Genomic DNA, 24,934 nt, shown 5'->3' with positions numbered 1-24,934 from the left:
ATGGAGATACTTTTGCACCGCAGGCCGTCCGGTGCTGCCTGCCCTACGCTTGGGAGCATGGCTGACATGTACCGCTACGACGTCGAAATCCTGCATGTCCTGGTGTCCCCCGCACATGCCTATTTCGGCCGGGCTCGGGACGGTGCCGCCGATGTTCCCACCATCGATGCCGGGCAGGCGGACGTGGTGGCGGGCAAGGGGATCCTCGGGGACCGGTTTTTTGGCAAGGCCGCCCATATGGATGCAGCGGTGACCCTGCTGGCGGTGGAGGCGCTGGAGGCAATGGCCGCGGAACTTGGTGCGGGGCCATTCGATCCACTGCTGGCGCGCCGGAACGTGGTGCTCCGCGGCGCTGAGCTCGCGCCGCTGCTGGGCCGGGACTTTGCCGTGGAATCCGGTGGCTCCGCGGTGGAATTCCATGGCGGCCGGCCGGCGCATCCGTGCGCGTGGATGGACCGGATGCTGGCGGACGGAGCGCATGTGGCCATGCGGGGCCGGGGCGGGATCCGGTGCCGGGCCCTTTCGGACGGCACGCTGCACCGCGGGCCCGCCACGCTGGTCAGCCCGGTACCGCTGGACCCCGGCCAGGCCGGCGTCGCGCACGTTTTACGGCCCAGCCGGCTGCCCTGAGCGGCGGACCGCTGAGGTGCCGGTTGGTCCGTTCAGCCCGCGGCCAGCAGCCTGGCCACCGCATCGACCAGGAGTTCCGGCGGAAGCGTGATGTCCGCCAGGACGTGTGCCTCATCCGGCCCGAGCCGCTCCAGCGTAGCCAGCTGCGAGGCGAGCAGTGAGCCGGGCATAAACTCGTGCGCCCGTGCGCTCAGCCGCCCGGTGATGGTGGCCTCGCTGCCATCCAAATGCACAAACACCGCATTGGGGGCGTAGCTGCGCAGCAGGTCCCGGTAACTGCGCTTGAGCGCCGAGCACGCCAGCACTGGCGGTGCGTGCCGGGTATCGGCGCCGGCCAGCAGCTGCCCCAGCCGGGAAAGCCAGGGCGTCCGGTCCTCATCGGCCAGGGGAATGCCGGCCGCCATTTTGGCCTTGTTGGCGGCCGGGTGGAAATCGTCCCCGTCAAGGAACGGCCGCCCCAGCCGGGCAGCGAGCAGGGCACCGGCAGTTGATTTCCCGCAACCGCAAACCCCCATCACCACCAGCGGCGCCGCTTCCCCGCTCATGCTGGGACGGACCCGTCGAACCGCAGCAGCACCTTGCCCGAGCTGGTGGAATCCCTGGCCATCTCGAAGGCCGGCAGCGCCTCGGAGAGCGGGAATTCATGGGTGATCACCGGGTCGATCCGGAGTGAACCGTCGGCCAGGGCGGCGATAACGTCGTCGATTTCGTTGTTGAAGCGGAAGGAGCCCAGGAGCCGCAATTCACGGGTGATGGCCAGTGAAATGGGAACCGGCTGGGCGCCGGTAGGCAGCAGGCCCACCATCACCACGGTGCCGCCGCGGACTGCGCCGTTGATCGCGGACGCCAGGCCGTGGTGGTTGCCGGAGGATTCGATCACCACATCGGCTTCGACGGCGGCGATGGCAGCGGTGTCGGTGGCCGCGATGACCTCGTCGGCGCCCACTGCCGTGGCGATGGCCAGCGGCCGGGGATGCAGGTCCACGGCCACGATCCGGGCGGCACCCTTCCGTTTCAGGACGGCCACGGCGAGCGCACCGATGGGACCGGAGCCGATCACCAGCGCGGTTTTTCCGCGCACGTCGCCGGCCCGGGAGACCGCGTGCCATGCAACGCTGGCGGGTTCGATCAGGGCCGCCGTGCGGAGGTCGATGGTGTCCGGCAGGGGCCGGAGCATCCGGACCGGAAGGGTGACGTAGCGGCTGAACGCGCCGTCGGTGTGCGGGTACCGGGCCGCGCTGCCCAGGTAAGTGCATCCCGGGGACAGGTTGGGCCGGTCCTGGGGATACCTCGCGGCCCCTGGTCCGGGCGTGGCCGGATGGACCGCAACGGGTGTTCCGGCCTGGGGGCCGGAACCATCGGCGGCGCCGCGGACCACGGTGGCCGAGATTTCGTGTCCCAGGACCAGCGGGGCCTTGAGAATGGATTCGCCGGCCGCGCCGTGCAGCCAGTAGTGCAGGTCGGACCCGCAGATGCCGCCGTACAGCACCTCGATCACGGCCTCATCCGGGCCAGGAGCACGCAACGGTACGTCGTCGATGCGCAGGTCCCCGGCGGCGTGGGCCACCAGGGCAGGCCCGGAAGCGGGCAGGTTCAAGGTTTCCATCAGACCACCACCGTCATTCCGCCGTCGATGAAGATTGTCTGGCCGTTGACGAACGCCGAGCCGTCGGAGGCCAGCCAGACCACCGGACCGGCGAGGTCCTGCACGGTTCCCCACCGGTGGGCGGGGGTGCGGCCGAGGATCCAGGAGTTGAATGCGGCGTCGTCCACCAGGTTCTGGGTCATTTCGGTGTGGATGTAGCCGGGTGCGATGCCGTTAATCTGCAGCCCGTCCGCTGCCCACTCGGCCGTCATGGCGCGGGTGAGGTTGCGGAGCCCGCCTTTTGCCGCCACGTAAGGGGCGATTGTGGGCCGGGCCAGGTCTGTCTGGACCGAGCAGATGTTGATGATCTTGCCGCGTCCGCGGGGAATCATGCGGCGGGCGGCGGCCCGGCCCACCAGGAACGCGCTGGTCAGGTCCGTTGCCAGGACCCGTTCCCAGTCGGCGACGTCCAGCTCCAGCATGGGCACCCGGTGCTGGATGCCTGCGTTGTTCACCAGGATCTCCAGCGGGCCGACGTTTTCCTCGATCCAGGCGATGCTGCGTTCAGCAGCGTCGTCGTCCGTGACGTCGAAGGCGCAGCTGGCGATCCGGCCCGGCGGATAGTCGGCGGCGAGCGCCGTCTCGGCGGCCTTGAGCCGTTCGGTGTTGACACCGTTAAGCACAACCGTGGCACCTGCGTCCGCGAGGGCGCGGGCCAGGGCGGAGCCGATGCCCCGGCTTGATCCGGTCACCAGGGCCACCCGGCCCGTGAGGTCGAAGAGCCCGCTCATCAGAACGCCCCCTGCTGGACCAGGTTGGCCGGGGTCCGGCCTGCGGCCAACGCTTCCAGTTGGTTCTTGAGGAGTTTGAGGATCCGCGGTTCGAAGGCCGAGGCGTTTCCGCCCACGTGCGGGGTGATGAGCGCGTTCGGGGTGGACCACAGGGGGTGGCCGGTCGGCAGCGGTTCCGGGTCGACGACGTCGAGGGCGCAGTTCAGGCGTCCCGAGACCACCTCGCGGGTCAGGGCGTCCGTGCTGATGACGGCGCCCCGGCCCACATTGACCACCAGTGCACCGTCCGGAAGCGCGGCGAGGACCTCCTCGCCCACCAGGTGGTGCGTCTTCGCGTCCAGCGGAAGGACGGACACCAGGATGTCGTGTTGGGCCGCGAGGCGGACCAGGTCCGCCGAGGAGTGGACCTGGCCATCGGCGTCGGTCCGGGCCGTGCTGCCCACCCGGGTGAGCGTGACTTCAAAAGGAGCAAGCCGGCGCGCCAGTTCGGCACCGATGCCGCCCACCCCCAGCAGCAGGATCCGCCGGTCGGCCAGGGACTGGCGGCGCTGCGGGTTCCAGTTCTGCGCCTGCTGGTCCCGCACGGCCTCGTCGATGCCGCGCAGCTTGGCCAGGATCAGGCCCACCGCCAGTTCCGCGGTGGCAGCAGCGTGCACCCCCGAAGCGGTGGCCACTGCGGCGCCGGGCCCGGCCGCCTCCGGCACGCCGTCGAATCCGGTCGACTGGGTCTGGACGTACTTGAGGTTTTTTATGTGCGACAGGGAACCCAGCACCGCTGACGCGTTGATGTACGGCAGGATCACACAGTCAATTTCGCCCGCGGACTCCCCGGGCGCCGCTGTCATGTCCCAGACGACGCCGCGCAGCCCCTCCGGGAGGGGTGAAAGGTCCGCCAGGAGTTGGGGCGTGGGAAAGCTGACGGTTTGTACAAGCTGCATCGGTTGGACCTGTTCGTTGTGGGGGACGGGGTGACTGCTGGGCGGACGGGTCAGGCGACGCGCCGGTCGAAGGTGAGGCCGCCGGGGACCTGGAAGGTGGGCATGATTTCCATCAGGCCAAGGTTCACATGACGGGGCGTTTCGACGGCGTAGTCCAGCGCGTTGACGATGTCGTCGGTGGTGAGGGACTCGTAGCCCTCGTAGTACGTATCCCACGCCTCGGCCATGGCCTCGGGGCTGCCGCCCATGTTGCGGCCGAAGATCTCGGTTTCCACGCGGCCGGGGCAGATTTCCGTGACCCTGATCCGTTTGCCGACCGTGTCGTTCCGCAGCTGCCGGGAAATCTGGTGCACGGCGGCTTTGGTGGCGTGATATGCCGTGTGGCCGTAGAAGTTGTACAGCCCGGCGATCGAGCTGATGTTCACCACGTGGCCCAGGTCCCGGGCCACCATGCCCGGCAGCACCAGCCGGGTCAGCTGCAGCAGCCCGCGGAGGTTCACGTCCACAAGCTCGTCGATGTCCGCCGCGCTGGAGTCCAGGATGTTGCCGGGCCGGGAGACGCCGGCGCAGTTGACCAGGACGTCGATTTCCAGGTTCCCGACGGCGGCCGCGAGGGCTTGCGTGTCGGTCAGGTCAACGGTGTGCGGGATGGCCCCCGTCCTGTCGGCGAGCTCGGCCAGCCGTTCGGTGTTGCGGGCCACCGCGTGGACGGTGAGGCCCCGCTTGGTGAGGCGTTCGGCGATCGCGGCACCCATGCCGGTGGAGGCTCCGGTGACGAGGGCAGTCTTGTAGTCGGAAAAGGGCATTGAAGTCTCCTGTGGTTGGGCGGGACGGTGGTCCCGGGTAAGTGGTGGGTCAGGCGTCGCGGAGCGGCTGGTGCGCGCGGTCCGTGACCCTGCTGACGGCGATGAGCGTGCCCAGGGCGGTCAGGACGGCGTAGAACGCGGGCATGTAGATGTTGCCGGTGGTGCTGATCAGCCACGTCATGAGCAGCGGCGCGGTGCCGCCGAACAGCGCGGAGGAGACGTTGTAGCCCAGGCCGTAGGCGGAGTACCGCACCCGGGTGGGGAAGAGTTCCACAATCAGGATGTGGATGACGGCGGTGTGGCCGGCGAAGACGATGGCCATCAGGGACGCGCCAAGGATGGCCCAGACCATTTCACCGGTGGCGATGAGGGCGTAGGCCGGGATGCCGATCACGGCCATGGCGATTGCGGAGCCGGCGATGACCCGCTTGCGGCCGATCCGGTCAGAGAGGGCGCCCATGAACGGGATGGCGATGCAGATGACCACCAGGCTGCAGGCCGTCACCAGGAGGGCTTCACCGATGCTGAAGTTCAGGGCCTTGCCCTTCAGGAAGGTGGGCATGTAGGAGAAGAGGACGTAGTAGCCGGAACCGTTCATCAGCGGGATGAAGAGGGCAAGCACCATGGCGCGCCGGTGTTCTGCCGAGGCGAACGCTTCCTTCAGCGGGTTCTTGGACAGCCCGCCTTCTTCCTTGAGCTTCTCGAAGTTCGGGGTGTCGCTGATGGACTTGCGGATGTACCAGCCGATGATGCCCATGGGGATGGCCACCAGGAACGGGATGCGCCAGGCGAACGAACCGAAGCCGCCGCCGTCGATCGCGGCCTGGGTGAGCCAGGGGGACATGGAGTAGGCCACCAGCGTGCCGGTGAGCAGCGCCGCGAAGGAGGCGATCTGGGCGTACGAGGTGATGATGCCGCGTTTGCCTTCGGGGGCATGCTCGGCCAGGAAAGTCATGGCACCGGCCGATTCGCCGCCCACGGAGAAGCCCTGGAGGAGGCGCAGGAGCACCAGCAGGATGGGCGCCGCGATGCCGATGGCCGCGTAGTCCGGGAGCAGGCCGATGCCCGCCGTCGCCACGCTGATAAGCATGATCACAAAGACCAGGAGCCGTTGCCGGCCGATGATGTCGCCCAGGTAGCCGCAGACCACGGCGCCCAGTGGGCGGACGAAGAAGGACACGGCGTAGCCGGCGAAAACAAACAGCAGGGCGTTGTCCGGGTTCCCCGGTGCCAGGAATACCAGCGCCAGGGTGCCGGCCATAAATGCGAAGATTCCGTTGTCGTACAGTTCGACGAAGATCCCGACGCAGCCGGCGGTGACAACCTTCCTGGTCTGCCGTGCATCCAGCCGGTCGTGCTGCGGCGAGGCCGCGCGCGTTGATGTAGTCATGTTCAGGTCCTTTGCGGGGTTTGGCACGGGGGGCATGCGCTTAGATTCCGGCTGCGGCGGGCAGCTCACGCCAGCCGGCGTTGGTTCCGACGCCGAGCAGCCCGAAGACGGTCTGCACGGTTCCACGCAGCCTCTCCAGCTCGAGGCACGCTGCCCGGTGTGTGGCGGTGGCTTCGGCGACGGTGGTTTTTCGGAAGGTGATGGTGTGGCCTGGCCTGGCCTGGCCCAGGAGGTCCAGGGCGCGGGTGGTGGCGACGGCGAGCACAGGGTAGCCGGCGGTCACGCCGCGGCCTCGGTGCAGCAGCAGCAGTTCGTCCCGCGACGGAACCTCGATGGCACCCACCGGGACGCCGCGTGAGAGGACTTCCGCCGTCGTCTGGCGTTCCGGGAGCAGCCCGCCCAGCCGCAGCCCGATGTGGTTGCTGCGGGGGCTGACCGTGTAGGTGCTCTGGTACAGCAGTTCCGCGGTGGCGCCGAACTCGGTCACGTCCGGGCCGTCCGTCACGTCAATGACCAGGTGGTCCCTGAACTGTGGCGCGGCGAACCCCAACCGGTACAGCGGCAGGCCGAAGTGCGGCTGGCTGACGGGCGGGAGGCTGGCGGCCGTGGGGAGGGCGGTGCCGTTGGCGAGCCGGAGGCCGAAGCCGATTACGGTGTCCGGGGCGCAGCTGCCCAGCAGGACGGGGACGGGGAAGGAACCGTGGACCGCGATGTAGGCGCGGAGGCCGGTGGTGATGCGGCGGATGGCCACGGTTTCCCCGGCGCGGACGGATACCGGCTCCCAGCAGGGGGTTTCCCGGCCGCCGACAGTCAGGTGCAGGGGTGCGCCGGTCACGGCGATCAGCAGGTCAGAGGTGGCCCGCATCCGGAAGTCCAGTGCGGTGATTTCCAGGAGCGGATCGTTGTCCGGGTTGCCTGCCAGGATGTTGGCGGCCTTGGCCGAGAACTGGTCCAGGGCGCCGTTGACGGGGAGCCCGAAGGCGGGTCCCCTGGTCCTGCCGAGGTCAGTAATTACCGAGTTGCCGGCCTGTTCGACGATCAGTGGGTTGTTCATGCCGTGGCCTCCAGCGGCCGGCCCTCAAGCCGGGCGAATTCGACGGCGTCAATCCGGTGGAAGCGCAGGACATCTCCGGGGGTATAGGGAACCAGGGGTTCCCTGGCGGCGTCGAGGACCACCAGCGGGGTCTGGCCGATGACGCACCAGCCGCCCGGGGCGACGGCCGGGGCAATAACCGCCTGGCGGCCGGCTACCGACACGGCTCCGGCGGGGACGGACAGCCGCGGGTCCTTGAGCCGCGGGACAGGATGGGGAAAGTCGGGCCCGTCCATCATGGGTGAACCGGCGGGCGCGCCCAGGCAGCGGATGAGGTAGGACTTTTCGGTGTGAAGCGCGATGACTTCGGCAACGGAGAGGCCCTGCTGTTCGGCCACCCGTTCCAGGTCGGGGCCGTAGCCCCCGCCGTACACCACCGGCACGTCGAAGTGCCGGGGCTGCCGCAGGCCGCCGCCCACAAACTCCAGCTGGCGCATTCCCAGCTGGATGAACGCCCGGACCTGCCGGGCGGATGTGATGTAGGGATCGAATTCCACCAGGACCGAGTCGTAGGTGGGGACAGCGCCGTGGATTCCGTCCACCCCGGCGGTGGCCAGCCAGGCTGCCAGCGAGTGGACGGTGCTCCAGTTGGCTTCCTTGTCCGCTGACACTGCCACGGCGCGCAGGGCGGCGTCGCCTGACTCGTGGATTTCAAGGGTGGGAGCGGACATGTCAGGCGACCTTCTGCTTTGCGGCGAGCACCTGGGCCAGCGGGGCGATGGTGACACCGGCGGCGATCAGTTCGCTGCGGATCAGGCCGGCGAGTTCGACGGCGCCGGCGTTGTCGCCGTGCAGCAGCACGGTGTCCGCGGCGATGCGGATGTCCGTGCCGGAAGCGGTGCGGATCAGTCCTTCACAGACCATCCGGACGGTCCGGTCAACGATGATGGCGGGGTCGTGGATGACGGCGCCGGGCAGCGCCCTGGGCACCAGCGTGCCGTCATCCTGGTAGGCCCGGTCCGCGATGCCCACAATCCCCACGCTGAGCCCGCGGCGGGCGGCGGCCAGGGCGAGTTCGCCGTCCTGGGCCAGGATGATCAGGCTGGGATCCACGCGGCTGGCGGCCTCTGCCACCGCGTCCGCGTAGTCGGCCCGGGTGGCCACCAGGTTGCCCAGCCGGCCGTGCGGGGCCAGGTGGGAGACGGAGGCGCCGTGGTAGCCGGCGAAGGCGGTCAGCGCGCCGAGCTGGTAGACCACGTCGTTGCGGACTTCCTCCGCCGTGAGGTCCATGGCGCGCCGGCCGAAGCCCCGCAGGTCCGGGAAGCTGGGGTGCGCCCCGATGCCTACTCCCTTGCGGACGCATTCTGCAACGGTGGCGTTCATGATGTCCGGGTCGCCGGCGTGGAAGCCGCAGGCGATGTTGGCGCTGGAGACGATGTCGAGCAGGGCTGCGTCGTCGCCGATTGAGTAGGCACCAAAGCCTTCACCAAGATCCGCTACGAGATCAACTGTGGGCATCATGGGCCTTCCTCTGCTGGGGTATCTGCCGCCGCCGCGTTTCGCGGCTGGTGGTTCGGAGTGAAGGCCGGAAGCGGCGGTTTGCGCCGCCACTTCCGGCCTTCAAAAAGTCTGTCACCGAGAGTTGACTCACACAAAGACGTAATCGGTGTCACGGGATAGGGCCAGGTTATGACGTGGCCCTATCCCGTGACGGGCGTGCGGGTCCAGGAATTACCGCAGCGCCTTGCGCAGGCCCATCACCCGTTCCACGATGACCACAACGGCCAGGGAGATCAGGATCAGGATCACGGAAAGGGCGGCGACGGCGGCGTCCGCCGAATTTTCGACGTACCTCAGGACCTGCACCGGGAGCGTGGGCAGGCCCGATTCCGCTACGAACAAGGAGATGACGGCCTCGTCGAAGGACACGATGAAGGCGATGACGCCGCCGGCGATCACCCCTGGCTGGATGATGGGCAGGGTCACCCGCCGGAACACCGTCCACGAATTGGCGCCGAGGATCCTGGCAGCGGCTTCGCAGGAGGTATCAGTGGTGGCCAGGCTCATCAGCGTGGTCCTGATGACAAACGGGATGGTGATGGCGACGTGGCCGATGATGATCCCGGCGTAGGTGTTGTTCAGCCTGAGCGGGCCGAACAGCAGCACCATGCCCAGCGCCAGCACGATGCTGGGGATCAGCAGCGGGGAGAGGAAAAAAGACTGCACGGCCGCTTTTGCTTTGAACTCGAACCGGTCGAGGGCCAGGGCCACCGGAACACCCAGCGCCAGGACGATCAGGGTGACCACGACGGCGACAATCAGGCTTACCTTCATGCCCTCCATAAAGGTGCTTTCCTTTGGCAGCATCTCGTACCACTTGAGGGTGAAGCCCTCCGGCGGGAACGAGAGGTACTGGTTGGAGGCGAAGGAGACAACAAAGACGATCAGCAGCGGCGCCAGCAGGAACACGTAAAGCAGGAACACGAGGATGCCGAAGGCGGGCTTCGCGGCGTTGAACCGTGGTTTGAACAGCGGTGCTTCGCTCATGGTTCAGCCTCCGATTTTTCGTGTAAGCCGCTGGTAGACGGCGATGATCAGCCCGAACAGCACCAGCAGGATGACGGACAGGGCGGCCGCGAAGGGCCAGTTGAGCAGGCCGGTGGTCTGGTCGTAGATCTCAGTGGCCAGCACCTGGACGCTGCCGCCGCCCAGGAGGCGGGGCGTGATGAAGGTGCTGATGGACAGGACGAACACCAGCAGGAAAGCGGTGAGGATGCCCGGCAGGCTGAGCGGCAGGGTCACGCGGGCGAAGATCTTTGCCTTGCTGGCCCCCAGGGACCCGGCGGCCTCTTCCAGCTGCGGGCTGAGCCGGCCGAACCCTGAGATCATGGCGAGGATGGCGTAGGGCATAAAGATTTCCACCAGGCCAATGGTCACGCCGGTGATGTTGTTGGTCAGTTTCAGTGGCGTATCGATCAGGCCCATTCCCGTCAGGGACGAGTTGATCAGGCCGTTGGTGCCCAGGATGACCATCCAGCCATAGGTACGGACGACGGCTGAGGTCAGCAGCGGGGCAATGGCGATGGCCAGGAGCAGCCCACGGTATTTGCTTTGGCTCCGGGCCAGGAACAGCGCCACAGGGTAGGAAACCAGCACGCAGAGCAGGCCCACCGTAACGCCCATCTGGAAGGTATCCAGGGTCACTTTCCAGTAGTACGGATCGGTGAGGGGCTGCAGGTAGGTGTCGAACGTGAAGGTTTCCTCGATGACGCCGTCCGGTGCGCCTTTGTTGAACGACATCCGCACCATGTAGGCCAGTGGGAAGACGAAGCTCACCAGCAGGCCCAAGAGTCCGGGAATCAGCAGCGCCAGGTACGTGCGCCGGTTCCGCTTCTCGGTGGCTTTTTCGAGTTCACCCGAGCCCGCGGCCTGGAGCGGCGAGCGCCCCCTGGTCTTGAGGAGGGTCATGATGCCTTCCCGGGTGCGGCTGCCGGCAGCAGGTAGGCGTCTTCCGGCGCCCAGGACAGGTACGCGGTGTCACCGCGGCGGGGCAGGTCCCCGCTGGTGGTCAGCAGCTGGGCGTTGAAGCTTCTTTCTCCTACAGCAATGGCAACGGACAGGGCATCGCCGGTGTAGCTGACCCGTTCGATGGTTCCCTTCAGCGCGTCGTGGCCTTCACCGGTGAGGGTGACCTTGAGCCGGTGCGGACGGATGACCAGTTCGTGGGCTCCGGTGAGCCCCTTGGCGCCGACGGCGCCGAAGCCGCCGAGGCCTTCGACGTCCACTTTGTAGCTGGCCTCGGCGGCCACGGGGGCGGGGCCGGTTTCCGAGATGATGGTGACGTCGAGGAAGTTTGCCTGGCCGATGAAGTTGGCCACGAAGTGGGTCTGCGGGCGTTCGTAGACGTCGGTGGGTGAGCCGAACTGCTCGATCAGGCCACCGTTCATCACCGCGATCCGGTCGGCCATGTCCAGTGCCTCGTCCTGGTCGTGGGTGACGAACAGGGTGGTGGCGCGGGTGCGCTGCTGGATGGACCGGATTTCGGTCCGCATGGTTTCGCGGAGCTTGGCGTCGAGGTTGGAAAGGGGCTCATCCAGCAGGAGCAGGGTGGGCTCCACCACCAGCGCGCGGGCCAACGCGATCCGCTGCTGCTGGCCACCGGAGAGTTCCCGGGTCTGCCGCTTTCCGAGGTGGCCCAGCTGGACCATGTCCAGGGCGGCCGCCACCCGTTTTTTCTGCTCGGCTTTGGGCGTTTGCCGCATCTGCAGCCCGAACGCCACGTTCTGTTCCACGTTCATGTGGGGGAACAGCGCGTACGACTGGAACACCATGCCCATGCCGCGCTTGTTGACGGGCGTGTGCGTGATTTCCTTTCCGTCCACCACGATGGACCCGGCGGTGGGGTCCATCAGGCCCGCCACCATCCGCAAGGTGGTGGTTTTGCCGCACCCGGACGGGCCGAGGAGCGCCACCAGGTGCCCCTCCTCCACCTGCATGTTCAGTCGGTCCACCGCCGGGTCAAGGCCTGCGGCGTATCGCTTGGTCAGATCAACGATCGACAGTTTTGTTTCACTCACGGTTTCAGTTCTCCTGATGCGAAGGGAGGCAGGGGCGCCGGTGGGCGGCTATTTGGTGATGATTTCGCGCTTCCAGGTGTCGGTCCACTTGTCGCGGGCCGAGGACAGGAAGTCGACATCGAGGGGGATGATGTTAAGGGAACCGTCGGTGGGGACCACCCGGTCCTTGACGTCTGCCGGGAGGTCCGCGTTGTTGACGGACGGGGCGTAGAACAGCGCCTTGGCGAAGGCCGTCTGGGCTTCGGCGGAGAGGGAGTAGTCAATGAAGGTCTTGGCTGCGGCTGCGTGCGGGGCATCCTTGACGAGGTTCACCGTGTTGATCTGGTAGACGGTGCCTTCCTTCGGAAAGGTGACGCCCATCTTTTTGTTGCTTTGGTCGCTGTAGAACTGGCCGCGGGCATTCTGGCCCAGGCCCAGGACGGTCTGCCCTGTGATCACGTTCTGGTATTCGTCCGGGTTCGGGGCGAAGGTCTGGACGGCGGGAGCCAGTTCCTTCAGCCGGGCCACGGCCTTGTCGATCCCCTGCGTGTAGTCCTCGCCCTCCATTTTTGAGGTGATGGCGGTCAGGGATAGGCCCAGCAGCGACGGGGGCGCGTTGACGTTGATCTTGCCGGCGTAGGCCGGATCCCAGAGGACGTCCCAGCTGTCCGGGGCTTTGGGGAAGGCGGCGGTGTCGTAGAGGAGTCCCACGGCGTCCAGCATGACCACCGGGCCGAATCCGTCCTTGTTTTTGAAGTCGTCCGGAACGTTGGCCAGGTTGGGGACGCCGGCAGCGTCCACCTTCTCGAAGAGGCCCTGCTTGTTGCCGGTGGTGGAGACCGAGTTGTCCATGATGGCAACGTCCGTGGCGGGGCTGTTCTTCTGGCCCTGCAGTGCGCTCAACATTTCGGCGGAGGACCGCTTGGAGGAGAAGTTGATTTTGATGTTGGGGTACTTGGCTTTGAAGGGCTCGATGACGGCGGCCGTGTACTGGTCCTGCCACACACCGGAGTAGGCGATCAGGTTGACTTCGCCGGAGTCCGGGCTGTCATTGGCCGCCGGGGTGGACCCGCCGCCGCAGCCTGTCAGGACCAGGGCGGAAACGGAGATCGCAGCCAGCGCCGCAAACTTTCCCTTATTCGTTACTTTCATCTGTCAGCTCTTTCTCATAAGGAAGAATCCGGTGGGTGGGCCCAAGAACACACCCGAAGGTATGCGGCACTTATTTCCGGAATGTTTAAAGCGATGACATTTCGGCCGAATGTACCAAACATGCAAAATGCATATTGGGTCATAGTTTTTTCCCATTGATCGACGGGGATAGAATGATGCCGTCACGGAAATGTCGTCTGGCATAAACTTAGGTCCGAGATGTGGATCACACAAAGACCGAATGCATGTCCCTACATAGCGTTCGCGTATGACCCCCGGCGGGCCTGCCCACCGTGCTGGAAAGAGGAACGTTTTGGACACTAGGAAGCTGGCGTACTTCGTACAGATCGTCGACTCGGGCAGCATCACCAAGGCCGCGGCGGCGCTGCACGTGGCGCAGCCTGCCCTGAGCCAGCAGGTCTCGTCCCTGGAAAACGATCTCAAGCAGCGGCTCCTGATCCGCAGCAAGCAGGGGGTCCAGCCCACCGCCGCAGGCCACACCCTGTACCGGCACGCGCAAACCATCCTGCGCCAGGTGGAGCAGGCACGCCTGGACGTGGCATCTTCCGGCGCCGCGCCGTCAGGCCGCGTTTCCATCGCCATCGCGCCGTACAGCATGGCCTCGAGCCTCACGCCCCAGATCATCCGGGAAGTTGGCCGGCTTTACCCGGATATTGTGCTGCACCTGACCGAGATTTACGGTGGCGTCCTGAGCGATGCCATCAAGAACGGGCGCCTGGACATGGCGTTGATTTACGAGCCGGGCCCCATCCGCGGCGTCAAGTTCACCACGCTGATCGTGGAGGACCTGCACCTGATTGTCAACGCGGGGCGGGACCTGGGTATCGCCGCCGATGCCGGTTCCATCACGCTGGCCGAAGCCGCCAAAATTGGTCTGTTCCTGCCCGAGCAGAACCACACCCTCCGCCAGGTGGTCCAGGCCGGGATCGAAGCCAAGGGCATGGAACTGCGCCTGATGGGGGAAGTGGAGTCCGTCCCCAGCCTGACCCGGCTGCTCCGGACGGACCTGGGCGCAACCATCCTGCCCAAGTCGGCTGCGGACGCGCTCTTCCACGAGGAGGACTTCCGGGTGCTGCGGATTTCGGACCCCGCACTGCAATGCCGGATCGCGCTCTGCACCCCTGATCACGAACCGCTGTCCGAGGCCGCGTCGGCGGTCCTGCTGGTCCTTCGGGAGATGCTGCAGGAATGGCTCAACAGCAAGTACACCCGGCGCGCCGATTCATAAGGCCGGCTTATCACAGCACCCTGCATTCGTCTTATCCAGCAATTCCCGGCAGAACTAAAATAAAAGCATCAGGATCAGCCAGACCGCTTTTATAAATGCCGTAATTAACTGGAGCCCATCATGAAGAAAATTACTTCGGCCTACCGGAGTGCAGCGGAGCGAGCCATCCATCTGAAGGCCAGCACGGGCTCCCATTGCCCCGCCAACGGCTTTTGGCGCACAGCGGACCTCCTGTCGGATCCCATCTTCGTTTTTGAAGGCAGCATGATGCCGCCGGGGAAGGGTGGTTCCACCACGTGGTTCCTCGACGAAGCGCACGCCGGTCCGCCAGCGTACCCGCTGCCGGGGCGGTAGCCCGCCGCACGGACGGAGCATGGCCGGTTGTACAGCGTCGCTGCGCAACCGGCCATTTTTGTATTGCCCACGCAACCCAAGGGCCGGTGTCCACGCGGACACCCGCCCTTGGGCGCGGGGGTGCCGTTACCGGCTGAGCAGTTCCGGGGCGTCCTCCACCAGCAGGCCCTTGGCCTTGAGGACGTCCGTGAGGTTGCACAGGTCGATGGTGGTGCCGCCTTCCTTGTACAGGCGGATCAGCTCCCGCTCGGCGTCGTCGCGCGCCTGGGAAAGCTTGATGACCTCTTCGATCTCGTCGCGGCGGACCACCACCACACCGTCGGCGTCGCCGAGCAGGATGTCGCCCGCGTAAATGATCTCGTCACCAAAAACCACGGGGTGGTTGACGGGGCCGATGGTTTCCTTCACGGTGCCCTTGATGCTGACGCTGCCGGAGAAGACCGGCAGGCCAAGCTCAATAAGGTCCTGGGTGTCCCTGACGCCGGAATCGGTGACCAGGGCAGCCAGGCCTTTGGCCTTCATGGCGTTGCCCAGGACGTCCCCAAACGTTCCCGCTTCTTCGAACTCACCGGCGGCGACCAGGACAACATCGCCCTCCTGGGCGTAGTGGATGGCCACTTGAAGCATGAGGTTGTCCCTCGGGGCGCACCGTACCGTCACGGCGGGGCCGCAGAAGGACATGCTGCGGTCGATCGGCTTGATCCTGGAACTCAGCGCACCCTTGCGTCCCTGTGCTTCGTGGACGGTGGCCGATGAGAACTTCGAAAGCCGTTGGACAGCGTCGGCGGAAGGCCGCTCGATGGAGGTTTTGACGTGGATCATGGGATTTGCTCCTCAGCTGGGGTTAGGAAAGCGCCTGGACGGCTTTGTCGATGGCCGCGATGGATTCCTCGATGACGGGAAGCCCTGTGGCATAGGAAATGCGGAAGTACGGACCAAGGCCGTACGCGGAGCCCTGGATGACCGCAACACCCACCTCGTCAAGGAGGTAGAGCGTGAAGTCTTCGTCGGTGCTGATCAGGCGGCCCTCACGGGTGGACTTGCCGATCACGCCGCTGCAGTTGACGTAGGCGTAGAAGGCGCCTTCCGGCGTCGCGCAGGAGAGGCCGTCGATGGCGTTCAGCGCTGCCACGGCCACGTCGCGCCGTTCGCGGTAGGTTTCGAGGCTGTCGCGGACGAAGGACTGGTCCCCGGTCAAGGCGGCCGCTGCTGCTGCCTGGCTCACGGAGGACGGGCACGACGAAATCTGGGACTGGAGCTTGTTGATGGCACCCACCAGGGCCGCCGGTCCCGCGCCGTAGCCCAGCCGCCAGCCGGTCATGGCGTAGGCCTTGGAGACGCCGTTCACCAGGAGCACCCGGTCCTTGAGCCCCGGAGCCACGGCCACCAGGCTGGACAGTTTTCCGGCACCGAAGTGGATTTCGTCGTAGATCTCGTCCGTCAGGACCAGGACCTGCGGGTGGTCCTCGAGGACGGCTGCGAGTGCTGCCAGCTCCTCCCGCGAGTACACGGCTCCGGTGGGGTTGGAGGGGGTGTTCAGGATGAGCCATTTGGTGCGGTCCGTGATGGCGCCGGCCAAGGCTTCCGGGGTGAGTTTGAAGCCCACGTCCTCGCCGCAGGGGACGATCACGGGGCTGCCGTCGTTGGCCAGCACCATGTCCGGGTAGGAAACCCAGTAGGGGGCGGGGATGACCACTTCGTCGCCCTGGTCCAGGGTGGCCATAAAAGCGGTGAAGATGACCTGCTTGGCGCCGCCGCCGATGGTGATTTCCGCCGGGGTGTAGTGCAGCCCGGTTTTGAGCTCAAGGGTCTGCAGGATGGCCCGCTGCAGTTCGGGGGTGCCGTTGACGGAGGTGTACCTGGTTTCGCCGCGGCTGATGGCCGCGGCGGCGGCGTCCTTCACGTGGGCCGGCGTGTCGAAGTCCGGTTCACCGACGGTGAGGTCGAGGATCCGCCGGCCTTCAGCCTTCAGTTCGCGGACACGGGCGGCGGCAGCAACGCTGGGGGAGGATTTGATGCGGGATACGCGGGAGGCAGGCACAAATTCAGTCATGGTCTTTTCCAGGGTCGGGGAGCTGGCAGAGCTTGATTCATTCGAGCCTAGGGAAGGCCGCGGCATCTGGATAAGACCTAAAGTACGTGGACGGATAAGCCGTGCTTATGACCGTCCGGCCACACGAACCGGCTATCACACCACGCATTTTCGGTATTTTTGCCGGTCCGGAATTGCCCGTAGCGTGCAGGGGACGCACAGCGGGCCCGGTGTAGCTGCCCGGTCCGCATCCGAACCGAGGGCAGGAGCTCAAAGTGGCTGCAGAACCCGCGCCGCAGGTCCGTGACGCGGCCAGCGGCGCCGCGCCTGGTTTCCGGCGCGGAACAGCACCGCGGCTCTACACCTACCGGGGGCATCCGGACCGGGAGCCGTCGGACCGGTCCGCTGACGTCCGCGCGAAGCTCGGGGAGCAAAAGACCCTGCTGGCTTTCCGGTCCAGCAGGCTGCGGGCACTTTCCGCGAAATTCAACCAGCACGTGGCGCAGGCGTTGTGTGACGGCCTGAAAATGACCGCCATTGCCAAAGCCGCCGGGATGCCGCTCGGGGCGATCCGCAGCGCAGCGGTGTCACTGGACGATGTGCAGCCGTCCGGCGGGTCAGCCGATGAGCATCTGCGGGGCATCACGCAGCTCGGCAACGAGCTGAAGGCTGCCGACGGGGACCGCGCGGTGCTTGAACGGAACCGGGCACGGCTGCTGGCGAGTGCACGGGCCCTGGGGCTGCTCGATGATTACGAGCTCGCTTCAGCCAGCGGCCTCAAGCACGAGGAAATCCGCAAGCTGACCCGGGGGCTGCGCGGCGCCGGCCGGCCATAGACCCCGGCGCGCCGCTGCCGGCATCCGGCGCCGGACAGGCGGCGGCGCGGCCTACCAGGCCTGGTGTTCGCGGGTGAGGCCGAAGGGGACAGCGTCGCTGAGGGCCACAGTGAACGTGTCCACCCCGTGCCGGGTCACCAGGATGCCGTGCTGCTTCCCGGCGAGGGCGTGGTCCTTGGCTGCGGCGACGGCAGCCTCAAGTTCGGTGTCCATGCTCTGGCGATCGGAGATGGTCAGTGTCAGTGGGAAGTCAGCAGTCATTGGGAGAACCTTCGGTGGGGACGGTGCATACGGGTCCGCGCCGGTCCGCTCCCCCAAGCCGCCGGCGCAATCAGGCATATGTGTGCCCAGAACATAATCTACCGTCAAGTCACAGCAAGCAACTTTATTTAACTACCGGCGGGTAACCGCAGGTCGCACCAGACAAAAGCGGCCGGGTGGGCGGGCCTTGACCGGCAGCGCGGCGCCGTCAATTAGACTGGACGCGGAGCGGAGGCCGCGCGCAAAACGGCTCCACTGCCCCCGAGACCCGCCCTGCGGCATGACAAACGCCTCTTCTGCGCTGCAGCCGGCGGTGCCACGACGACAAGGATTCCGCCATTTCCACCGACGCCTTCTTCGGCAATCTGACCCGGATCCGCAACGTCGTCATCCCGTCCCGTGCGCGGGCCTGGCTGAACACCCCGCGCGGCCTGCTGGCCGGATTCATTGTGGTGCACCTGGTGTTCCTGATCTTCGCCGGCATCGTTTCCCTGAACGGCGAGGCGTTCAGCGACACAGGCATCTACCGCGCGTGGGCGCTGGCCGGCTTCAACGACGCCAACCTGAGCGGCGGGCCCAGCCCGTGGGTCTACCCCATCCTGGCCCTGATCCCCATGGCCATCGCGGGCGTTGCCGGTCCCGCGCCGTTCTTCTTCCTGTGGGTCCTGATGACCACCCTCCTGAACGCCTGGGCCCTGCTCAAGCTCACCAACCGCGGCCGCGACAGCCAGGCCATCCCCGCCGCCTGGTGGTGGCTGGTCTTTACGTTCCTGATGGGCTGGCTTGGCTTCGCCCGCGTGGACGGCCTCACCGCACCGCTGGTCCTGGTGGCCCTTTCCTATGGGGTGGGCCGGCCGTTCATCGCCTCGATCCTGCTGGCAATCGGCACCTGGGCCAAGGTATGGCCGGCAGCGGTCATGCTGGCGTTGTTTGCCGTGGTCAAGAACCGGATCCTGGTGGTCCTCGCAGGCATTACGACGACGGCGGGCGTCGTTGCGCTGGCCGCTGTCCTGGGCAGCGTCCCCAAGCTGCTCAACTTCCTCACCCAGCAGGGCGACCGCGGCATGCAGCTCGAAGCCACGTTCACCACCCCGTGGCTCTGGCTGTCCGTGCTTAACGTGGGCGATTCGCGGATGTACATGAACACGGACATCAACTCCATGCAGGTGGACGGCCCGGGCACGGCAGTGATGTCCGTGCTGATGCAGCCCCTGCTCATCCTGGCGGCGCTGCTGGTGGCGGGACTGACGTTCTGGGCCCTGCACAACGGCAAGGTCAGCGGCGGGGTGGACCGCACCGAGCTGCTCCTGGCCGGTGCCCTGACCCTGGCCACGGCGTTTGTGGTGTTCAACAAGGTGGGCTCCCCCCAGTTCATGGTGTGGCTGGCCCCCGCTGTTGCCGTGGGTCTGGCCCACAGCTGGCGTGAATGGCGCGTCCCGGCCGCCATGCTGATCGTCATCGCGGTGGCCACGTACTTCATCTACCCGCTCTTCTACGACGCGCTCAGCCACAACAACCCCTGGATGGCGCTGGTGCTGACCATCCGCAACGTCCTGCTGGTGGTCCTGTTCCTCTGGAGCGTCCGCCGCCTGTACCTCCTGGGCCGCAAGACGCCGGCCGCCGCTTCCGCGCTCAAGGAGGGCTGACATTCCTACCCGGTTCTTCGACCGCCTGGTCAGCGTCCGCACCCGGCTCCTCCCGGCGAAGGTGGTGGACTGGTTCGCCACCCCTGCCAGCGTGTGGTGGGGATTCGCCGTTGTGCACCTCTACTTCCTGGGCTGGATGGCGTCCTTCTTCCTTGGCGGCGGCACCTTCAGCGACACTGAGCAGTACCGCCAGTGGGCCATGGACGGCTACAACCCCGCGGACCTGGAGGGCAAAATCAGCCCCTGGGTTTACCCGGTCCTGGCGCAGATTCCGATCTTCCTCGCCAACATCGCCGGCCCCGGCCTGTACCTGCTGGTCTGGACCCTGATCATTACGGCGCTGAACGCTGCGGGCCTGTGGTTCCTGACCAGCGGCCGGCGGTCGGAATCCGGGATTGCGCCGGCCTGGTGGTGGCTGTTCTTCAGCGTTTTCATGGGCTACCTCAGCTTTGCCCGGGTGGAGGGCATCACCGCCCCGATTGTGCTGGTGGCGTTGCTGTACGCGGCCGAACGCCCCGTGGTGGCCGGGCTCCTGCTGAGCGTCGCCACGTGGATCAAAGTGTGGCCGGCCGCCGTGCTGGTGCCGTTTGTGATCGCCAGCCGGCAGCGGATCCAGGTGCTCCTGTCCGGTGTGGCAGTGACGGCCGTCGTGGCTGTGGGGACGTGGCTTTCCGGCGGCCTGCCGCACATCCTGGACTTCCTCACCAACCAGGGCGAGCGCGGCATGCAGCTTGAGGCGACGTTCTCCACGCCCTGGGTCTGGCTGAGCGTCTTCAACATCGCAGGATCAAGGATGGCGGACAATACGGCCATCAACTCCACGGAGGTGTACGGCCCCGGGGCCAGCGTCGCGGCGTTCCTGATGCAGCCGCTCCTGATCCTGGCGGCCGTGGCCGCCGCCGTCCTGCTGGTCCGGGCCCTGAACCGCGGCGCCGAGCGGGAGGAGCTGGTCCTCGAAGGTGCCCTGATGGTGGTCACCGCGTTCATCGTGTTCAACAAGGTGGGCTCGCCGCAGTTCATCATCTGGCTGGCACCGGTGATTGTGGCCGGCCTGGCGCACGACTGGGACCGCTGGAAGGTCCCCGCGGCGCTGCTGATGGGCATCGCGATCACCACGTTTGTCATTTATCCACTGTTTTACACGCCGCTGATCCATGCCCACCCGGTCATGGCTGCCGTCCTCACCACCCGGAACGTACTGCTGGTGGTGCTCCTCTGGTGGTCCGTGCAGCGGACCGCTGAGCTGGGCCGCAAGCCTGCCACAGTCCCGGCCGGAGCCTGAACCCTAGGGCGTGCCGGTGCGCTGCAGGCTGGTCCGTTTGGCCAGCAGCCACTGCCACGCGCGTTTGGCCAGGTCCAGCGGCCTGCCATCGATCAGCAGCGTCCTGGTGTGGACATCAAGGAACAACAGGTAGAAAGTGAAGGCCAGCGCCGTCACAAACGCCAGTGACGAGGCATCGATGGGCAGCTCCACAAATGACCAGACGGACAGCTGGTCCTGCGCGCCGAACACCACAAAGAAGGTCACCCCCACGTAGAGGGACCTGATCTGCCAGTCGTCCCGGATCCCCGTGACGGCCAGGAGCGGCACGAACCAGAGGATGTACCAGGGCTGGATGATGGGCGAAAGCATCACGACGGCGGCGAACGCCAGGGCCATCCGGCGCACCGCCCGGGAGTAGTCGCCGCGGAACATCAGCAGCAGGACCAGGCCGATAGCCGCCCACTTCATTCCGGTCCGGAGCAGGTCGGCGAAGGTCCCGCCGGGCAGTCCCAGGACGTTGCCCAGGAACTCCACCTGCTGGCCCAGGAAGCCCGACGGCGAATAGCCGGTGTAGCCGGGCGTTGAGTCCAGGATGGCCCAGGTCCAGCCCATGCCCAGGTTGTAGGGGATCCCGCTGAGGGCCAGCACACCGAAGCTGATGGCTGCCGTAGCTCCCCAGATCAGGAATTTCCGCAGCCAGGTGGCGCCGGGCCCGGCCCACATCACGCCGATGAAGGGCAGCAGCAGGATGGTGATGGGCTTGATGCCGATGGATGCGGTGACCAACAATATGCCCAGGATGTAGCGGCGCGTGGCCGCGAAGTAGACCCCGGCCACGGCCAGGCCAACCATCAGGGCATCGTTGTGGGCGCTGGCAATGAAACTGATGAGGAACAACGGGTTGGCCACGGAGATCCACAGGGCGCGGGCGCCGTTGATGCCGTGCAGCTCCGCCAGTTTGGGCACGTAGATCACGCACAGGACCACCCCGACGCCGGCCAGCAACCGGAACAGCAGGACCGAGATGTCAGGCTGGGCTCCGGTCAGTCCCACCACGCCGCGGGCAAGCCAGAGGAAGTAGGGCCCGTAGGGAGTCCGGTTTTCGGCCCAGGCCGGGTCCGCGCCGAGCGCGAACCAGTTGTTGAGGGTGGAAATGCCCACCTCGTAGGGGTCCTGGCCTTCCATGACCAGCCGCCCCTGCCCCGTGTAGGCATAGACATCCCGGGAAAACACGGGCACGCAGAAAAGCAGCGGCAAGGACCACGCCGAAATGGCGATCACCACTGACCGCAGGGACCGGGTACCCCAGTCCCCCAGCCGCTGCCCCAGCCGCAGCCAGGAGCGGATCAGCAGCATGGCCCCCACCGTGAGCAGCACGGTGGATACGGTGACGCCCCAGCCTTCGGTGCGGAGGGCGATGACCACGGGTTGGCGGATCATGGGCGAGCCGTTGGCGATCCAGCCGGTGCCGATGGAGCCTACGAACATCATCAGGGCGCCGACGAACCCTTCAAGGGTGGCAACGTAGGCGCGGCGCTTTACGGGTGCGGAGGCGGCGGCAGGTGCGCCCGCCGTGCTCTCCGAAGTCCCGAGGTGTGACCCGCCTGCCGTCATATTGTGTTGGTCCCCTACTTCGTTACGGCGCTGGGTGGACGCGCATTACGGCCCTCCGCAACCCGGCCATTTTACCAGCAGGCTCCCTGCCGCGGCCCGGGCGGGCCGCTGTGGAAAGGCACAATTCGGCAACACGTGCCGCGATGCCGGCCGGGCCCGCGCGGCGGCCCCACGCCGGTTCAGGCCCCGGAGCGGAGCCGTTCGATCAGTTCGTCGGCCTGGGCGAGGTTCCGCACCATCTTTTCCCGCTCGTGGATGGCCTTCCCCAGGTAGCCGGCCAGCTTTTCCGCGGCGGCACCGCCGGTGGCCGCTTCCCCGCCGGCGGTGCCGCCGTCGGGCTTCAGGAGGGCCAGCATGTCCGCCATCTCCTCCAGCGAAAAGCCCAGCGGCTTCATCTGGCGGATCACCATCAGCCGGCCGAAGTCATCCTCGGTGTAGACCCGGAAGCCGCCATCGGTGCGGGCAGCGGCCGGCAGCAGGCCCACCTCGTCGTAGTGGCGGATGGTGCGCAGGGACAGGCCCGTCCGTTCGGCCAGCTCGCCAATGTGCATGGTGTCCACCTTCTGCTCCTTACATTCGGCCTAAACCCTACCATTACGTTAGGGTAGGGTTTAGCTTCCGGCCGTATAGGCCACCCCGGCGCACAGCCGCCCCTTCCGGCATCGCCGGTGACCGGCCGCCGCCCGCCAGCCCCTCCCGATTCCGAACGGAGCCAGTAATGGCCGCGCCAACCACCACGCCGGCAACGGTCCCGCCGCATCAGCTGCAATCAGTCCGCGCCACGCTGCGTTCGCCACGGCGACTGAAGACGGAGGCCCTGGCCGGGCTGGTGGTGGCCCTGGCGCTGATCCCGGAGGCCATCGCGTTTTCGGTGATCGCCGGCGTTGATCCGCGCATTGGCCTGTTCGCGTCGTTCACCATGGCGGTGACCATTTCGTTTGTGGGCGGCCGCCCGGCAATGATTTCCGCTGCCACCGGGGCGGTGGCGCTGGTGATCGCACCGCTGATGCGCAGCCACGGGCTGGATTACCTGATTGCCGCAGTGATCCTGGCCGGCGTTTTCCAGATCCTGCTGGCCGTCGCCGGGGTCACCAAACTCATGCGCTTCATCCCCCGCTCGGTGATGGTGGGGTTTGTTAATGCGCTGGCCATCCTGGTGTTCATGGCACAGCTGCCGGAGCTTTTCGGGGTGCCGTGGATGGTTTACCCGCTGGTGGCGGCTGGCCTGCTGATCGTAGTGGGCCTGCCCCGGATCACCACGGCGGTCCCCTCGCCTTTGGCGGCCATCGTGGTACTCACCCTCTTCGCCGTGGTGGCCGGCGTCGACGTCCCCACGGTGCAGGACAAGGGGCAGCTGCCGGAGAGCCTGCCGTCCCTGTTTGTTCCCAACGTGCCCCTGACCTGGGAAACGTTCCAGATCATCGCCCCCTTCGCGTTGTCCATGGCGCTGGTGGGGCTGCTGGAATCCCTGATGACGGCCAAGCTGGTGGATGACATCACAGACACCCGCTCCAACAAGACCCGGGAGTCCTGGGGCCAGGGTGTGGCCAATATCGTCACCGGCTTCTTCGGCGGGATGGGCGGCTGCGCCGTGATTGGGCAGACCATGATCAACGTGAAGGGCTCCGGGGCCAGGAGCCGGGTCTCCACCTTTCTGGCCGGCGTCTTCCTGCTGGTCCTGGTGGTGGTCCTGGGCGACGTGGTGGGGCTGATCCCCATGGCTGCGCTGGTGGCCGTGATGGTCTTCATTTCCGCCATCACCTTCGACTGGCACTCCATTGCGCCGCGGACCCTGCGCCGGATGCCGAAGTCGGAGACCGCCGTGATGGTCATCACCGTGGCCGTAGTGGTGGCCACCCACAACCTCGCCATCGGCGTGGGCGCAGGGGTCCTCGCCGCCATGGCCATGTTTGCCCGGCGGGTGGCGCACTTTGTGACTGTCGACCGGACGGTCCTGGAACTCAACGGCGAAAATGTGGCCACCTACACGGTGGACGGAGAGCTGTTCTTCGCCTCCTCCAACGACCTCTACACACAGTTCGACTACGTCCTGGACGCATCGCCGGACATCGCCCGCGTGGTGGTGGACCTGCACGCCTCCCACCTGTGGGACGCCTCCACCATCGCCGTCCTTGATGCCGTCACCGAGAAATACAGGCGGCACGGCCGCGAGGTGGAACTGATCGGGCTGAACTCCGCCAGCGTCACCATGCGGGAGCGGCTGGCCGGGAAGCTCAACTGAGTTTCGGCCAGGCCGGTTCGTTGCGGTTGAATGGCCGTATGCTTCCGGACTGGTCCCTCCGCCCCAGCCGTCCCACCGATGCCGACTGGATCGCCGGGCTCCGCGCCGTGGTGCTCCGCCCCGACCTTGAGCGGCTGGGCCGGTTTGATCCCGTGCGGGTGCGGCAGAGATTCCTGGCCGGCTTTGTGCCCGGCCACACCTTCGTGATCGAGGCGGACGGAACCGGCGTGGGTGCCATCGCCGTGCGCCCCGAACCTGACGGGCTGTGGGTTGAGCATTTTTACCTGGCCCCCGACCAGCAGGGCAAGGGCCTGGGCGGCGCGGTCCTGGCCGCCGTGATGGAATCACACGCCGATGGCCGGCCGTTCCGGCTCAACGTCCTGCAGGGCAGCCCGGCCCGGCGGCTCTACGAGCGCCACGGTTTTGAACTGGAGCGCGAGGACGCCGTGGATGTGTTCCTCGTGGCCCACCCGCCGGAGAATACGCTTTATTGATTCCGGTCCACGTGCCTTTATCCAATTCGCGCACGCCCCCCTCCCCCTGAAAATCGAGGAA

The 24,934-nt window shown here is 66.6% G+C and carries 26 protein-coding genes; 8 read left to right on the top strand and 18 right to left on the bottom strand.

Annotation, left to right across the window (positions count from 1 at the left end; genetic code table 11):
• The first annotated feature begins 57 nt into the window (after nt 1-57).
• Nucleotides 58-630, top strand: a complete 573-nt coding sequence (locus ACRB8A_RS00430; RefSeq protein ID WP_285241235.1) for an MOSC domain-containing protein — start codon at nt 58-60, stop codon at nt 628-630.
• Nucleotides 631-662: 32 nt separating this feature from the next.
• Here the strand turns inward: ACRB8A_RS00430 and ACRB8A_RS00425 are convergent, their stop codons facing one another.
• The 13 genes from ACRB8A_RS00425 to ACRB8A_RS00365 form a co-directional block, all read right to left on the bottom strand.
• Nucleotides 663-1,175 carry a gluconokinase gene (locus ACRB8A_RS00425; RefSeq protein WP_285241236.1) on the bottom strand — a complete coding sequence of 171 codons (513 nt, stop codon included), beginning with the start codon at nt 1,173-1,175 and terminating at the stop codon, nt 663-665.
• The gene (locus ACRB8A_RS00420) at nt 1,172-2,236 is read right to left on the bottom strand and encodes an L-idonate 5-dehydrogenase (RefSeq protein ID WP_285241237.1); all 1,065 of its coding nucleotides are present in this window, start codon (nt 2,234-2,236) and stop codon (nt 1,172-1,174) included. Before ACRB8A_RS00420 ends, ACRB8A_RS00425 begins: the two co-directional genes overlap by 4 nt.
• Nucleotides 2,236-3,006, bottom strand: coding sequence for an SDR family oxidoreductase (locus ACRB8A_RS00415; RefSeq protein ID WP_285241238.1), 771 nt, complete (start codon nt 3,004-3,006; stop codon nt 2,236-2,238). Before ACRB8A_RS00415 ends, ACRB8A_RS00420 begins: the two co-directional genes overlap by 1 nt.
• Nucleotides 3,006-3,944 (bottom strand): 2-hydroxyacid dehydrogenase, encoded by a 939-nt coding sequence (locus ACRB8A_RS00410; RefSeq protein WP_432245375.1) that lies wholly within the window; start codon nt 3,942-3,944, stop codon nt 3,006-3,008. Before ACRB8A_RS00410 ends, ACRB8A_RS00415 begins: the two co-directional genes overlap by 1 nt.
• 50 nt (nt 3,945-3,994) lie before the next feature.
• On the bottom strand, nt 3,995-4,750 hold the full coding sequence (locus tag ACRB8A_RS00405) for an SDR family oxidoreductase (protein ID WP_056599552.1): 756 nt from the start codon (nt 4,748-4,750) through the stop codon (nt 3,995-3,997).
• A gap of 49 nt (nt 4,751-4,799) precedes the next feature.
• Nucleotides 4,800-6,140: an MFS transporter gene (locus ACRB8A_RS00400; protein ID WP_056599704.1), complete on the bottom strand. Its 1,341-nt coding sequence runs from the start codon at nt 6,138-6,140 to the stop codon at nt 4,800-4,802.
• A gap of 40 nt (nt 6,141-6,180) precedes the next feature.
• Entirely contained in the window at nt 6,181-7,194 is a 1,014-nt protein-coding gene (locus tag ACRB8A_RS00395; protein WP_432245374.1) for a biotin-dependent carboxyltransferase family protein, read from the bottom strand.
• Nucleotides 7,191-7,904, bottom strand: coding sequence for a 5-oxoprolinase subunit B family protein (locus ACRB8A_RS00390; protein ID WP_285241241.1), 714 nt, complete (start codon nt 7,902-7,904; stop codon nt 7,191-7,193). The genes ACRB8A_RS00395 and ACRB8A_RS00390 overlap by 4 nt, the downstream gene beginning before the upstream one ends.
• Nucleotide 7,905: 1 nt before the next feature.
• On the bottom strand, nt 7,906-8,691 hold the full coding sequence (locus ACRB8A_RS00385; RefSeq protein ID WP_432246073.1) for a LamB/YcsF family protein: 786 nt from the start codon (nt 8,689-8,691) through the stop codon (nt 7,906-7,908).
• A gap of 213 nt (nt 8,692-8,904) precedes the next feature.
• Nucleotides 8,905-9,720, bottom strand: coding sequence for an ABC transporter permease (locus tag ACRB8A_RS00380; protein ID WP_432245373.1), 816 nt, complete (start codon nt 9,718-9,720; stop codon nt 8,905-8,907).
• A gap of 3 nt (nt 9,721-9,723) precedes the next feature.
• Nucleotides 9,724-10,641, bottom strand: coding sequence for an ABC transporter permease (locus ACRB8A_RS00375; RefSeq protein ID WP_056599541.1), 918 nt, complete (start codon nt 10,639-10,641; stop codon nt 9,724-9,726).
• Complete coding sequence (locus ACRB8A_RS00370) at nt 10,638-11,750, bottom strand: ABC transporter ATP-binding protein (protein WP_432245372.1); 1,113 nt, start codon at nt 11,748-11,750, stop codon at nt 10,638-10,640. Before ACRB8A_RS00370 ends, ACRB8A_RS00375 begins: the two co-directional genes overlap by 4 nt.
• 48 nt (nt 11,751-11,798) lie before the next feature.
• Nucleotides 11,799-12,881, bottom strand: coding sequence for an ABC transporter substrate-binding protein (locus ACRB8A_RS00365; protein WP_056599533.1), 1,083 nt, complete (start codon nt 12,879-12,881; stop codon nt 11,799-11,801).
• A gap of 313 nt (nt 12,882-13,194) precedes the next feature.
• Between ACRB8A_RS00365 and nac the strand changes: the two genes are divergently transcribed.
• Together nac and ACRB8A_RS00355 are read left to right on the top strand one after the other, a co-directional pair.
• Entirely contained in the window at nt 13,195-14,130 is a 936-nt protein-coding gene (gene nac / locus ACRB8A_RS00360) for a nitrogen assimilation transcriptional regulator NAC (protein ID WP_432245371.1), read from the top strand.
• A 120-nt stretch (nt 14,131-14,250) separates the two neighbouring features.
• Nucleotides 14,251-14,484: a hypothetical protein gene (locus tag ACRB8A_RS00355; RefSeq protein ID WP_432245370.1), complete on the top strand. Its 234-nt coding sequence runs from the start codon at nt 14,251-14,253 to the stop codon at nt 14,482-14,484.
• 126 nt (nt 14,485-14,610) lie between these two features.
• On the opposite strand, the gene ACRB8A_RS00350 is transcribed toward ACRB8A_RS00355, so the two are convergent.
• Together ACRB8A_RS00350 and ACRB8A_RS00345 are read right to left on the bottom strand one after the other, a co-directional pair.
• Entirely contained in the window at nt 14,611-15,306 is a 696-nt protein-coding gene (locus ACRB8A_RS00350; RefSeq protein WP_056599524.1) for a 4-carboxy-4-hydroxy-2-oxoadipate aldolase/oxaloacetate decarboxylase, read from the bottom strand.
• A 22-nt stretch (nt 15,307-15,328) separates the two neighbouring features.
• Nucleotides 15,329-16,537, bottom strand: a complete 1,209-nt coding sequence (locus ACRB8A_RS00345) for an aspartate transaminase (RefSeq protein WP_432245369.1) — start codon at nt 16,535-16,537, stop codon at nt 15,329-15,331.
• Between the two features lie 254 nt (nt 16,538-16,791).
• Here ACRB8A_RS00345 and ACRB8A_RS00340 point away from each other — a divergent pair, with 254 nt between their 5' ends.
• Entirely contained in the window at nt 16,792-17,352 is a 561-nt protein-coding gene (locus tag ACRB8A_RS00340; protein WP_432245368.1) for a hypothetical protein, read from the top strand.
• Between the two features lie 51 nt (nt 17,353-17,403).
• Here the strand turns inward: ACRB8A_RS00340 and ACRB8A_RS00335 are convergent, their stop codons facing one another.
• Entirely contained in the window at nt 17,404-17,613 is a 210-nt protein-coding gene (locus tag ACRB8A_RS00335; RefSeq protein ID WP_050686857.1) for a hypothetical protein, read from the bottom strand.
• 365 nt (nt 17,614-17,978) lie between these two features.
• On the opposite strand from ACRB8A_RS00335, the gene ACRB8A_RS00330 reads away from it, so the two are divergent.
• Together ACRB8A_RS00330 and ACRB8A_RS00325 are read left to right on the top strand one after the other, a co-directional pair.
• Nucleotides 17,979-19,259 carry a glycosyltransferase 87 family protein gene (locus ACRB8A_RS00330; RefSeq protein WP_432246072.1) on the top strand — a complete coding sequence of 427 codons (1,281 nt, stop codon included), beginning with the start codon at nt 17,979-17,981 and terminating at the stop codon, nt 19,257-19,259.
• A gap of 61 nt (nt 19,260-19,320) precedes the next feature.
• Nucleotides 19,321-20,541, top strand: a complete 1,221-nt coding sequence (locus ACRB8A_RS00325) for a glycosyltransferase 87 family protein (RefSeq protein WP_432245367.1) — start codon at nt 19,321-19,323, stop codon at nt 20,539-20,541.
• A 3-nt stretch (nt 20,542-20,544) separates the two neighbouring features.
• Here the strand turns inward: ACRB8A_RS00325 and mptB are convergent, their stop codons facing one another.
• Complete coding sequence (gene mptB / locus ACRB8A_RS00320) at nt 20,545-22,137, bottom strand: polyprenol phosphomannose-dependent alpha 1,6 mannosyltransferase MptB (RefSeq protein WP_056599513.1); 1,593 nt, start codon at nt 22,135-22,137, stop codon at nt 20,545-20,547.
• 179 nt (nt 22,138-22,316) lie between these two features.
• Nucleotides 22,317-22,688 carry a MerR family transcriptional regulator gene (locus ACRB8A_RS00315; RefSeq protein WP_432246071.1) on the bottom strand — a complete coding sequence of 124 codons (372 nt, stop codon included), beginning with the start codon at nt 22,686-22,688 and terminating at the stop codon, nt 22,317-22,319.
• Between the two features lie 167 nt (nt 22,689-22,855).
• Between ACRB8A_RS00315 and ACRB8A_RS00310 the strand changes: the two genes are divergently transcribed.
• Together ACRB8A_RS00310 and ACRB8A_RS00305 are read left to right on the top strand one after the other, a co-directional pair.
• The gene (locus ACRB8A_RS00310; RefSeq protein WP_432245366.1) at nt 22,856-24,379 is read left to right on the top strand and encodes a SulP family inorganic anion transporter; all 1,524 of its coding nucleotides are present in this window, start codon (nt 22,856-22,858) and stop codon (nt 24,377-24,379) included.
• Nucleotides 24,380-24,417: 38 nt separating this feature from the next.
• Nucleotides 24,418-24,873, top strand: coding sequence for a GNAT family N-acetyltransferase (locus ACRB8A_RS00305; RefSeq protein WP_432245365.1), 456 nt, complete (start codon nt 24,418-24,420; stop codon nt 24,871-24,873).
• Nucleotides 24,874-24,934: the final 61 nt, after the last annotated feature.

The sequence above is a fragment of the Arthrobacter sp. G.S.26 genome (assembly GCF_050847375.1).
Taxonomy (GTDB): Bacteria; Actinomycetota; Actinomycetes; order Actinomycetales; family Micrococcaceae; genus Arthrobacter.
The sequence above is the reverse complement of the archived record's forward strand: the minus strand, read 5'-3'. Positions and strand labels throughout refer to the sequence as shown.